Raw genomic sequence first — 12,046 nt, 5'->3', positions numbered from 1 at the left:
ATTCCCTTTACCCCCCGTGCCAAGCGGGTGTTGGAACTTTCCCTGGAAGAAGCCCGCCAACTGGGCCATAACTACATTGGCACGGAACACCTGCTGCTGGGGCTGATCCGGGAAGGGGAAGGCGTGGCGGCCCGGGTGCTGGAGAACCTGGGGGTAGACTTGGCCAAGGTGCGGACCCAGGTGATCCGCATGTTGGGAGAAACCGCCGAGGTCACCAGTGGCGGTGGGAAGGGTAGCAACAAGACCCCCACCCTGGATGAATTCGGCAGCAACCTGACCAAGCTGGCCGGCAGTGGCAAGCTGGATCCTGTGGTGGGGCGCCAGCAGGAGATTGATCGGGTCATTCAGATTCTGGTGCGCCGCACCAAAAACAATCCCGTCCTGGTGGGTGAGCCCGGCGTGGGCAAAACAGCCATTGCCGAGGGCTTGGCCCAGCGCATTGCCAGCGGGGAAATTCCCGGCATCCTGGAAGGGAAGCGGGTGCTCACCCTGGATATTGGCCTGCTGGTGGCGGGCACCAAGTATCGCGGTGAGTTTGAGGAGCGCCTCAAGAAAATCATGGAGGAAATCCGCAGTGCCGGCAACGTGATCCTAGTCATTGACGAGGTGCATACCCTCATTGGCGCTGGCGCAGCAGAGGGGGCCATTGATGCGGCCAATATCCTCAAGCCCGCCCTGGCCCGCGGTGAACTGCAATGTATTGGTGCCACCACCCTGGATGAATATCGCAAGCACATTGAGCGGGACGCCGCCCTGGAGCGCCGCTTCCAGCCGGTCACCGTCGGCGAGCCCTCCGTGGCGGACACCATCACCATCCTCTACGGACTACGGGAGCGCTACGAGCAGCACCATAACCTTAAGATCACCGATGAAGCCCTGGCGGCGGCAGCCAATCTGGGAGACCGCTACATCAGCGACCGCTACCTGCCGGACAAAGCCATTGACTTGATTGATGAAGCGGGCAGTCGGGTGCGCCTGCTGAACTCCAAGCTGCCCACGGCAGCGCGAGAACTGGATCGGCAGCTTCGTCAGGTGTTGGCCCAAAAAGATGAAGCCGTGCGGGATCAGGACTTTGCCAAGGCTGGTCAACTGCGGGATCAGGAGGTGGAGTTGAAGCAGCAGATTCGCGACATCATTCAAGGCAGCTGCAGCCAGACGGAAGCCTCCGCCACGGCTGCGGCCGGCACAGGGACTGTTGAGCCTAGCTTTGGCGCTGACGGCTCCCCTCTGGTGACGGAAGAGGACATTGCCGCCATCGTGGCTTCATGGACTGGCGTTCCTGTGCAGAAGCTTACGGAGACGGAATCGGTCAAACTGCTCAATATCGAAGACACCCTGCATCAACGTCTCATCGGCCAGGACGAGGCGGTGAAAGCGGTGGCAAAAGCCATCCGCCGGGCCCGGGTTGGCCTCAAAAACCCCAGTCGGCCCATTGCCAGCTTTATCTTTTCCGGCCCCACCGGCGTGGGCAAAACCGAACTCACCAAAGCACTGGCTGCCTACTTCTTCGGTAGCGAGGAAGCCATGATTCGTATGGACATGTCCGAATATATGGAGCGTCACACGGTCAGCAAACTGATTGGCTCGCCACCGGGCTATGTGGGCTTCAACGAGGGGGGACAGTTGACCGAAGCTGTGCGGCGGCGCCCCTACACGGTGATTCTGTTTGACGAGATTGAGAAAGCTCACCCCGACATCTTCAATTTGCTGCTCCAACTCCTGGAAGACGGTCATCTGACGGATTCCAAAGGTCGCAAAGTCAACTTCAAGAACACCTTGGTGATTATGACCTCCAACATTGGCTCCAAGGTGATTGAAAAAGGCGGTGGTGGCCTGGGATTTGAATTCTCTGAAGACAACGAAGAAGAAGCGCGCTACACGCGGATTCGCTCCCTTGTGAATGAGGAATTCAAAAACTACTTCCGTCCGGAATTCCTGAATCGCCTGGACGAAGTTATCGTCTTCCGTCAACTCACCCGGGCCGAGGTGAAGCAAATTGCCTCCATCATGCTCAACGAGGTGTTTGCGCGGATGCAGGACAAGGACATTACACTCTCCGTCACGGAGGCCTTCCAGGACCGCTTGGTGGAAGAGGGGTATAATCCCTCCTATGGAGCACGCCCCCTGCGCCGGGCCGTGATGCGCCTGCTGGAGGACAGCCTGGCGGAAGAGTTCCTGAATGGCACCATCAAGGAAGGTGACCATGCCCTTGTGGACGTGGATGATCAGAAAAAAGTGGTCATCCGCCGCCAGAGCAGCACAAGCAATGCAGACAATACGGCCCTCCCCGAGGCGCAGCCAACCTCGGCGGTCAGTCTCTAGCGTCCCGTTCAGGCTCCTGCCATGGCAGATGTCTCTCCATTCACCCCTGCCGTGGCCGGGTCTGCTGACCTGGCGGCTGTCCACGCGATTGCGCCGCAACGGGTGGTGCGTGGCCCTGGCGCACTCCGGAAAGCTTTGCCTCGGTTGCGTGCCTTGACGTCAAGTCCGGTGCTGTTGGGGCGCTCCCCAGCCGTGGCCCCCCACCGCCGGGCGCTGGCTCAACAACTCCAGCTTGCCGATGCTCAGCAGTTGCTGTTGCACCATGACTGTTGTGATCGCGATCTTCTGCGGCTGGAGACAACCATCCGTCAACTTGAGGCTGACGGGGTGATCGCCCTTGGGGGCGGTAAAGTGTTGGATGCCGGGAAATTGCTGGCCCACCGTTGCGGTCTGCCTTGCGTCACCATTCCCGCCAGTGCCGCCACCTGTGCCGGATGGACGGCCCTGGCCAACGTCTACAGTGAGGCCGGGGCGTTTATCCATGACGTGTCTTTGGATCGCTGCCCGGAGTTGCTGATCTTTGACCATCAACTCATTGCCACGGCGCCAACTCACACCATGGCCAGTGGCATTGCCGATGCCATGGCCAAGTGGTATGAAGCATCCCTCAGCAGTGGCCACAGCCAGGATGCTCTGGTGCGCCAGGCGGTGGAACAGGCCAGGCTGCTGCGGGACCAGTTGCTGCTGGAGTGTGAAGACGCCCTGGACCATCCTGGCGGTGCGGCCTGGCGGCGGGTGGTGGAGAGTTGTGCCCTCACGGCCGGACTCATCGGCGGCCTTGGCGGCGCCCGCTGTCGCACCGCAGCGGCCCACGCGGTTCACAACGGCCTCACCCAGTTGGCCCCCTGCCGCCACTGGCTCCATGGTGAGAAGGTGGCTGTGGGGATCCTGGTGCAGTTGCGCCTAGAGGAAGCAGTGGGGAATCAACCCTTGGCCGCCGTGGCCCGGGACCAGCTCCTCCAGGTATACGGCAAGCTGGGGCTGCCCACCAGCCTGGCGGAGCTTGGCCTCAGGAAGTTGGACGCTGCCCGGTTGGAGGTGGTGTGCCGCTTCACCTGCCGGCAGGGCTCTGACCTGCACCGCCTTCCCTTTGCCGTGACGCCAGCCCAGCTTGAGGAAGCTCTGCGCTTTTACGCTGAACCCCGGCCAATTCCTCGGCAAGCGCCCCAGCCGGTGCAGCCCCGGGGCTAGCGCCAGCCAGGCCGTGGTGGCCCATCCCGTCCTGAACTTGGTGCGCCATGTCCTCCAACTCTGGCTGCGGGGCCAATGTGATGCTCTGGATCACCTGCAGTTGGATCTGGATGGCACACCCAAAGGACTGATGCAAGGACGCTTGGACGCAGCCTGCCTCCAGGCCCGAGGCGTTGTCCGGGGGGCGTTGCGCCTGAGTCGCGCCATCATCACCTGCCGGGACCTGCAACTGGACCTGGGCCGCCTTCGCCCTGGCCAGCCCCTGCCCCTGGCCGCACCCTTGAGTGTCACGGTGGATCTATGGTGTTCCGCCGCGGATCTCCAGCACATGGTGTTGGGCGCTGGAGGCATCACCATGGGGGTGGCGCTGTTGACCCATTTCCGTGGGCCGGGCGCTGGCAACGGCCGCGGCTGGCAGCTTCAGATCACAGATTCAGGCCTCCGCCTCCTGCCCCCCGCCCCACAGACCCAAACCCCACCGCTGTTGTTAGAACTGGCGGTGGTGGACCATCAAATTGTCGTTCATGGGGAAGAGGCCCCGGATCGACCCACCACCATTCCCCTGGACCCGGCCATTCGCATTCACGAGTTGAGACTTGACGCCCAGCACCTTCACCTGCGGGGTGAGGCATTGGTGAGGCCTTGAGCCAACCCACGGGTGCTGGTCCGGCAGTCGCCCCGCATGGTCCCTTCCCGCAATCATTGCCCTGGTCACATCCCGGGAAATGTTCGGGAACTCGGACCGAAGGTTCAACCAGGCTGAGGACTGCCTAACCTGCAGAGGCCAGGCCCTATTCCGCCGTAGTGGAGAGTTTTCCCTATCTGAGCGTCGCCATCCTGTTTCCCATTGCAGCGGCGTTCCTCATCCCCTTCCTCCCGGATCCCGGTGACGGCTCCCGCATCCGCTGGTATGCCCTCACCATCTCCCTTGCGGATTTTCTCGTCACGGTGGCGGGCTTTCTCAACGGCTACGACCCCAGTGTGGACGGTCTGCAACTGGTGGAGCAGGTGCGTTGGCTGCCGGAATTGGGGCTGGGTTGGTCCGTGGGCGCCGACGGGCTCTCCATGCCCCTCATCCTGCTGACCACGTTCATCACCAGCCTGGCCATCCTGGCAGCCTGGCCCGTCACCTTCAAGCCACGGCTCTTTCACATGCTCATGCTGGCCATGTGCGGTGGTCAGGTGGCGGTGTTTGCCGTGCAGGACATGTTGCTCTTCTTCCTGGCCTGGGAGTTGGAATTGATTCCCGTCTATCTGCTGCTGGCCATCTGGGGGGGCAAGAAGCGGCAATACGCCGCCACCAAGTTCATCCTCTACACCGCGGGCAGTTCCTTGTTCATCCTGGTGGTGGGGCTGGCCATGGGCTTCCAGGGGGACGGTCCCCCCAGCTTTGCCTATGGGGACATTGCCGCGAAACCCCTGGGACTGTCCTTTCAGGCGCTCTGTTACTCCGGCCTGCTCATTGCCTTTGGCGTCAAGCTGCCCGTGGTGCCGCTGCACACCTGGTTACCGGATGCCCATGGGGAAGCCACTGCCCCGGTTCACATGCTCCTGGCCGGCATTCTTCTCAAGATGGGCGGCTATGCCCTGCTCCGCTTCAACGCCCAGATGCTGCCCGAGGCCCATGCCCAGTTTGCACCGCTGCTGGTGGTGCTGGGGGTGGTCAACATCATCTATGCCGCGTTGACCTCCTTTGCGCAGCGCAACCTCAAACGCAAGATCGCCTACAGCTCCATCAGCCACATGGGCTTTGTGCTCATCGGCGTGGCCAGCTTTTCTCCGCTGGCCACCAGCGGCGCCATGTTGCAGATGATCAGCCACGGCCTCATCGGCGCCAGCCTCTTCTTCCTGGTGGGGGCCACCTACGACCGCACCCATACCCTGATGCTGGATGAGATGGGGGGCGTGGGCCAGCAGATGCGCAAGATGTTTGCCCTCTGGACCACCTGCTCCCTGGCCTCCCTGGCCCTGCCCGGCATGAGTGGTTTCGTGGCGGAGTTGATGGTGTTTGTGGGGTTTGCCACCAGTGATGCCTACAGCCTGGTGTTCCGGGTGGTGATCGTGTCCATGGCGGCGGTGGGGGTGATCCTGACGCCCATCTATCTCCTGTCCATGCTGCGGGAGATTTTCTTCGGCCAGGAAAACCAGAACCTCCTGGAGCACAACCGTCTTCGCGATGCGGAGCCCCGGGAGATCTACATCATTTCCTGCCTGCTGGTGCCCATCATCAGCATCGGCCTCTACCCGCGCCTCACCACGGAGACCTACCGCGCCACCATCGAAACCCTGGTGCAGCAAAACCGCAGCGCCCTCGTGGTATCCACAGGGATTCCCCCCAGTCCGGTGCCACCGGCCCTGGCCACAGCCATCCTGCCGGACGGAATTCCTTCCTTGTCCCCACTGGCCACCCAGTGAAGACGGGCTCACCATTAAGCCAGCATGGCCGTTGTCGTTTCAGGGGCCAGGGGGATACGCTTGGGCACCACTGACGGCAGCAGAGTGGCCATCCGCCTTCTCCAGGAGGCGGCCGAGCGCGGCGATCTGGATCCATGGGACGTGGACGTGATCGCCGTGGTGGATGGCTTTCTCGACCAATTGCAGGTGCGTATGACCCTGCCAAGGCTGGCCAGTGGCCCAGGCGGCAGTTATGAGCAGGACCTAGCGGAGAGTAGTGAGGCTTTTTTGGCGGCCTCTGTTCTGGTGGCGCTGAAGGCCAGGATTCTGGAGCAGGACATCTTGTCTGCGGACGGGGACGGGGAGGACATCCTTGACGACGGAGATGATCTGGAGGCTGGTGGGTCGGAACCGCTGCTGATGTTGCCCCTGCGCGCCGAGGAGCACCTGAAACGCCGTCTGGTGGCGCCGCCCCTGCGGCGCACGGTGACCCTGGGGGAACTGATCCAGAGCCTTGAGACCATGGCCACCCAACTGGAGCAGCAGGAGGCCACCAGGGTCCACCGGAACCGCACCAGACCCTTCAGCCGACGTCATGCTGTGGCCCAGGTGGCGGCCCTGGCCCATCGGGAGAAGTTACCAGAGACCACGGCCGCACTGGATCAATTTTTGGACCATTGGGCCGACGGTGGTGGTGCGTTTGAGGAATTGGTCTCTGCCTGGGCCCAGATTGCACCTGACGATCTGGACCGAGACCGGGTCGGCGTGTTCTGGGCGTTGCTGTTCCTCTGCAGCCAGGGCCGGGTGGATCTCAGGCAGGAGCAGGGCCTGTATGGCCCCCTCACCATTCGGGTCCTGCCGTGCCCCTGGATTGAACAGGAGCCCCGGATCAGGCAGGAAGCACAGGCGCTCCCCAGACCCTTGGCGGCGCTGCGGATGGCTCCACCAAGCGCAGTCTGAGGGGGCTTGGTACATTCAAGGTTCTCAAGACAAGGTCGCTCATGAAGGCGATGATTCTTGCCGCCGGCAAGGGAACCCGTGTGCAGCCCATTACCCATACGATTCCCAAGCCCATGATTCCCATTCTGCAAAAGCCGGTGATGGAATTTCTGGTGGAGTTGCTCAAAGAGCATGGCTTTACGGAAATCATGGTGAACGTCTCCCATCTGGCGGAACAGATCGAGGGGTATTTCCGTGACGGCCAGCGCTTTGGCGTGCAACTTGCCTACTCCTTTGAAGGTTATATCGAAGACGGTCAGCTCATCGGTGCAGCACTGGGCTCTGCCGGTGGCATGAAGAAGGTGCAAAACTTCCAGCCGTTCTTTGACGACACCTTTGTGGTGATGTGTGGGGATGCTCTGATTGACCTGGACCTGAGCCAGGCCGTCCGGCGCCATCGCGCTTGCGGAGCCCTGGCTTCCGTGGTCACCAAGTCCGTCCCGTGGGACCAAGTGGAGGGATACGGGGTTGTTGTGAGTGACGATGATGGTCGCGTTCAGGTGTTTCAAGAGAAGCCGCCGCAGGATCAGGCCCTCAGCAACGCCATTAACACAGGTATTTACATCTTTGACCCCAAAATCTTTGACCATATCCCCAGTGGCATTCACTACGACATTGGCTCCGATCTCTTCCCGAAACTGGTGGCTGATGGGGCCCCCTTCTATGCCCTGCCCATGGAGTTTGAGTGGGTAGATATTGGCAAGGTGCCGGACTACTGGCAGGCGATTCGTGGCGTTCTTCAGGGAAAGGTGCGCCAGGTTCCCATTCCCGGTCGTCAGGTGCGCCCCGGCCTCTATGCCGGCCTGAACGTGGCGGCCGACTGGGACAGCATCACGGTGGAGGGTCCCGTCTTCGTGGGGGGCATGACCCACATTGAACCAGGGGCGCGGCTGATTGGACCCACCATGATTGGTCCCAACTGCCACATTTGTAGCGGCGCCACCATCAACAACTCCATCGTTTTCCACCACTCCCGCATTGGACCCAACGTGGCCCTTGTTGACAAGCTGGTGTTTGGCCGCTACTGCGTGGAGAAGAACGGCGCCCATATTGACGTGCAGGAAGCGTCCCTGGATTGGCTCATCACCGACGCCCGCCGCAAGGACCTGGTGGAGCCCTCCCCTGAGCAAAAGGCCATGGCTGCCCTCCTGGGGGCAGAACTCAACGTAGCTCCGCCGCCAGCGACCTGAGGCCCACGCCGTCCACAACGGGTGGTGTCAGGGGCGGCACCCCCGCCAGATCCAAGATTTGTGGAATCACGGACTCGGCCTTGATGGCCATGATGTGGACACCCTGGGCAACGTCCAGGGCGGCAGCCACCTGTTCGGCAGCCATTCGCAGCCCTTCCGCCCGTGGACTCCTGGCCCGGTCCAGCCGTGCAATGGCCCCATCCGGGATGGATGCTCCCGGCACCATGCGGTTGATGAAACGGGCGTTCTTGCCGGACTTCAGCAGAAACACCCCCGCCAGCACGGGGAGATCAAGGGGGGCGGCCAACTCGCGACAGAAACGACGCAGGGCGGCCAGGTCCGTGACCATCTGGGTTTGAATAAACTGGGCTCCGGCTTCCTTTTTGCGCTGTAGACGGCTCTTGAGGCCGCTCCAGCTTGGCGATTGGGGATCAGCCGCGCAGCCGGGGAACAGGGCGGTGGGTCCGTCAGGGAGGGGTTGCTCCAGGGCATCCAGACCCCGGTTCAGGTTCTTCACATCCTGCAACAGTCGCACCGCTTCATAATCGAAGACGGGTCGTGCCTTGGGCTGATCTCCTGCCTTGACGGGATCACCGGTGAGGCAGAGCACGTTGTGCAAGCCCAGGGCATGGGCCCCCAGCAGATCCGCCTGCAGGGCAATGCGATTGCGGTCACGGCAGCCCACCTGCAGCACCGGCTCCAGGTTGCGCTCTAGCAACAGGCGACAGACCGCCACACTGCTCATGCCCATCACGGCCCGGCTGCCGTCGGTCACGTTCAGGGCATGCACACGGCCCCGCAACTGCTCTGCCGTGGCCAGCACGTGGTCTACGGATCCTCCACGGGGCGGGCTGATCTCAGCGGTCACGACGGGTTGACCGCTGGCAAGGGCCTGTTGGAAGGCCGAGGGACTGAACTGGGATTTCATCATCCCATTTTGCCCAGCCAAAACGCGACACAGCCTAAGCTGGTGTCAGATTACGGGAACCCAGTGGCGCTTCCTCAGGATGTTGGTGTTGGCCTCTCGGAGCGAGAGCTGGAAATCATTGAGCACTTGGCTCGGGGCCTGACCAACCAGGAAATTGCCCAGGTGCTCTCCATCAGCAAGCGCACCGTGGATAACCATGTGAGCAATATTTTCACCAAGACCGGCACCAGGAACCGCGTGGTGCTCATCAATTGGGCCATGGACCACGGCAAGGTCTGTCGCGACGGCTTTAACTGCTGCCACCTGCCGGAACCAGGTGGCCAAGCCTTCTAGGTCTCGCCCCTGACGTGGACGGCATATAACTGCCGGAAACGTGCCTGCTGTTGCCGATGGTCCACCAGGGGCTCCGGATAGCCCTGGCGTTCCAGGGGTGCGATCCGTCCCGAGAGAAGATCTGCCGTCCCACAGGAGGCCAACTCCGGTAACCAACGGCGAACGTAGTCCCCGTCCTCGTCAAACCTGGTAGCCTGGGTGGAGGGGTTGAAGATGCGCAGGGGGCGGGGATCCATGCCGCTGCTAGCGCTCCATTGCCAGCCGCCGTTGTTGGCCGCCAGATCCCCGTCCACCAGATGTTGCATGAAAAAGGCTTCTCCCCAGCGCCAATCGCAGATCAGGTCCTTAGTGAGGAACGACGCCACGATCATGCGGCAGCGGTTGTGCATCCAGCCGGTCTCCAGGAGTTGCCTCATGGCGGCATCTACGATGGGATAGCCCGTGCGGCCCTCACACCAGGCGGCAAAGTGTTCCGGCCGATTGCGCCAGGGGAACTGGCGCCAGCGGGGCCGAAACGCCCCCTCTGCCAGTGCGGGAAAGTGGAACAGGGCCTGCTGGTAGAACTCCCGCCAGGCCAGTTCCTGCTGCCAGACGGTGATGGCCTGCTGCACCTCCACACACTCCTGCCCCTGTGTGGCCATGGCCCCTTGCGAGGCTTGCCAGACCGTCCTCGCGCCAACGGTGCCAAAGCGCAGGGCCGCACTGAGACAGGACGTTGCCTCGCGCCCGGGGTAGTTCCGCTCCGGTTCGTAGCGGCTGAGCGCCCCGGCGACAAAGCCGTCCAGTTGTTGGCGGGCAGCCTGTTCTCCAGGACGGCAGGGAGAACACCCCTTCCAGACACAGCCCAGTTCCGCCGGGGTGGGCAGCCGTTGCAGGAGGGGCACGGCCTCGCTTGCCGCCGCCAGGCGCCCATGGTCGGGACCCGTCAGGTTCTCGGGCGCCGCCACGGGGTCGGCCTTGGCCTGGTTGAACCAGGCGCGGCGGTAGGGGCCATACACCTTGTAGGGCTCCCCCGAGCCGGTCACCACCTGCTCCGGTGGCACCAGCAGTTGGTCCCAGCAGCGTTGCACCGCAACACCTCGCTGCAGCAAGGCCCGCTCGAGTTGCTCATCCCGCTGACGGGGACCGGGCTCCACGTCCTCGTTAAAGGCCAGGCCCACCACTTCCAACCGGGCTGCCAACCGAGGAACTTGCCGTAGGGGATCCCCCTGGAGCACCAGCAGTTGGCTGCCGGCGCGCCGCCAGGCCTGCTGCAACTCCGCCACGCTGGCGAGCAAGAACCAGAGCCGTGACGGTGCCGCCTCCGGCCCCTGCCAAAGGCCGGGCTCCAACACCACTAGGCCCGTGATGGCGGTGGTGCGCGCCGCCAACTGGGCCAGGCCCAGATTATCGGCCAGGCGCAAATCCCGACGGTGCCAGAACAGCCAGGGGGCGTTCATGGCCGGGATTCCCTCGCCAGAAAGGCCCGGGCCTGGAACCAGGCGGTGACGGTCTTGGCATCAAGGGATTCCTCCCCACTGGTCAAGCGTTCCTCCAACTGGGCCGGTGTCAGGGTGACCACCTGCAGGTCTTCATCGGTGTCATGTCCCGGTGGCTCCGGCAAGGGTGTGAGCTGCCGCGCCAGAAAGAGGTGGATCACTTCATCTGAGTAGCCCGGGCAAGGCAGCAGATGCCCCAAGCTGTCCCAGCGGGCAGCGGCAAAGCCCGTCTCCTCTCCCAGCTCCCGCTGAATGGAGGCCAGGGGCTGCTCCCCCGCCTCCAGGGTGCCGGCGGGAAACTCCAGAAGGCGCCGCGCCACAGCAAAGCGGTACTGACGCAAGACGACCACCCGGCCATCCTCCAGAACGGGCACCGCCAAGCAGGCCCCGGGGTGGCGGATGCAGCCGTACACCCCTTCGGCGCCAATGGGCAGCCGCCAGCGGGCCAACTCAAAGGACACCTTGCGCACCTGTAACGTGGCCAGGGTGTCCAGCAACCGGGCGGGCTCAGAGGGGGAAGGGGCCATGGGTGGGTCCAGGATCACGACTGCCCGTGTACGCCGCTGTCACGGGATCCGGCGTGTAGAGCAAACTGTATTAGAGCAGTTGGGGGTAAGGAGGCCCACAGTTGCGCAGGAGATCCTGGCAACTGCAGGGTGCGTGGGGAGCCACCAACTGGGGATCCAGCGCCACCAGCGGCGCCAGCACAAAGCTGCGCTGCTGCCAGCGGGGATGGGGGAGCACCAGTTCCGGCGTGGCGCAGCGCCGCTGGCCAAACCAGAGTAGATCCAGATCCAGGACACGGGGTCCCCAGCGGGGTCCCGGCCGTCGGCCCGCCTGCCGCTCCAGGGCCTGCAGGCGCTGTAGCAACCCCATGGGAGACCCGGAACAGTGCAGTAGCGCCACGCCGTTGATGTAATCCGTCTGGTTGGGAGGACCCCCCACCGCTGCAGAACGAAACCAGGGGGAGCAGCGCAGTACCCCCCCTTCCGCCATGGATTTGAGAGCTGACACAGCCCAGGCCAAGGTGGCCAGGGAATTTCCCAGATTGCTGCCCAGGGCAACAGCAACGGGTTCAGGGCAAGGTGTCACGCCGGCAGGGATGCCTCGGCGTCACCATAGCCAGCCTGTGGATGCAGGGAAGGCTGAGCGCTTCTCGTCGACAACGGCCCATCGGGCGCGCTCTGGCGGTGGGGTCGATTCCGCCAGAG

Annotated in this window: 11 protein-coding genes; 7 read left to right on the top strand and 4 right to left on the bottom strand. The window is 63.1% G+C overall.

Going from position 1 to position 12,046, the window contains the following annotated elements; genetic code table 11:
* The 6 genes from FLM9_RS02835 to FLM9_RS02810 all read left to right on the top strand — a co-directional run.
* A partial coding sequence (locus FLM9_RS02835; RefSeq protein WP_074457163.1) for an ATP-dependent Clp protease ATP-binding subunit occupies positions 1–2,322 on the top strand: 2,322 nt, incomplete at its 5' end.
* 21 nt (positions 2,323–2,343) lie between these two features.
* Positions 2,344–3,513, top strand: coding sequence for an iron-containing alcohol dehydrogenase (locus tag FLM9_RS02830; protein WP_074457162.1), 1,170 nt, complete (start codon positions 2,344–2,346; stop codon positions 3,511–3,513).
* A 13-nt stretch (positions 3,514–3,526) separates the two neighbouring features.
* Positions 3,527–4,159, top strand: a complete 633-nt coding sequence (locus FLM9_RS02825) for an LmeA family phospholipid-binding protein (protein WP_074457161.1) — start codon at positions 3,527–3,529, stop codon at positions 4,157–4,159.
* Positions 4,160–4,317: 158 nt separating this feature from the next.
* Entirely contained in the window at positions 4,318–5,928 is a 1,611-nt protein-coding gene (locus FLM9_RS02820) for an NAD(P)H-quinone oxidoreductase subunit 4 (protein WP_074457160.1), read from the top strand.
* Between the two features lie 24 nt (positions 5,929–5,952).
* A complete protein-coding gene (locus FLM9_RS02815) occupies positions 5,953–6,867 on the top strand; it encodes a segregation/condensation protein A (RefSeq protein ID WP_074457159.1) in 915 nt (304 codons plus the stop codon).
* Between the two features lie 41 nt (positions 6,868–6,908).
* Complete coding sequence (locus tag FLM9_RS02810) at positions 6,909–8,096, top strand: nucleotidyltransferase family protein (RefSeq protein WP_074457158.1); 1,188 nt, start codon at positions 6,909–6,911, stop codon at positions 8,094–8,096.
* Here FLM9_RS02810 and FLM9_RS02805 read toward each other — a convergent pair.
* A complete protein-coding gene (locus FLM9_RS02805; protein WP_074457166.1) occupies positions 8,068–9,024 on the bottom strand; it encodes a methylenetetrahydrofolate reductase in 957 nt (318 codons plus the stop codon). The genes FLM9_RS02810 and FLM9_RS02805 overlap by 29 nt on opposite strands.
* 63 nt (positions 9,025–9,087) lie before the next feature.
* Here FLM9_RS02805 and pedR point away from each other — a divergent pair, with 63 nt between their 5' ends.
* A complete protein-coding gene (pedR, locus tag FLM9_RS02800) occupies positions 9,088–9,357 on the top strand; it encodes a photosynthetic electron transport-dependent transcriptional regulator PedR (RefSeq protein WP_074457165.1) in 270 nt (89 codons plus the stop codon).
* Here the strand turns inward: pedR and FLM9_RS02795 are convergent.
* The 3 genes from FLM9_RS02795 to folK form a co-directional block, all read right to left on the bottom strand.
* Positions 9,354–10,796: an FAD-binding domain-containing protein gene (locus tag FLM9_RS02795; protein WP_074457157.1), complete on the bottom strand. Its 1,443-nt coding sequence runs from the start codon at positions 10,794–10,796 to the stop codon at positions 9,354–9,356. The two genes, pedR and FLM9_RS02795, sit on opposite strands and share 4 nt — an antisense overlap.
* Positions 10,793–11,362: an NUDIX hydrolase gene (locus FLM9_RS02790; RefSeq protein WP_074457164.1), complete on the bottom strand. Its 570-nt coding sequence runs from the start codon at positions 11,360–11,362 to the stop codon at positions 10,793–10,795. Before FLM9_RS02790 ends, FLM9_RS02795 begins: the two co-directional genes overlap by 4 nt.
* A 70-nt stretch (positions 11,363–11,432) precedes the next feature.
* Positions 11,433–11,927: a 2-amino-4-hydroxy-6-hydroxymethyldihydropteridine diphosphokinase gene (folK, locus tag FLM9_RS02785; RefSeq protein WP_074457156.1), complete on the bottom strand. Its 495-nt coding sequence runs from the start codon at positions 11,925–11,927 to the stop codon at positions 11,433–11,435.
* Positions 11,928–12,046: the final 119 nt, after the last annotated feature.

The sequence above is a fragment of the Candidatus Synechococcus spongiarum genome (assembly GCF_900047545.1).
GTDB lineage: Bacteria > Cyanobacteriota > Cyanobacteriia > PCC-6307 > Cyanobiaceae > Synechococcus_B > Synechococcus_B spongiarum_C.
Note: the sequence above shows the minus strand (reverse complement) of the source record. Positions and strands in the feature narration are given on the sequence as shown.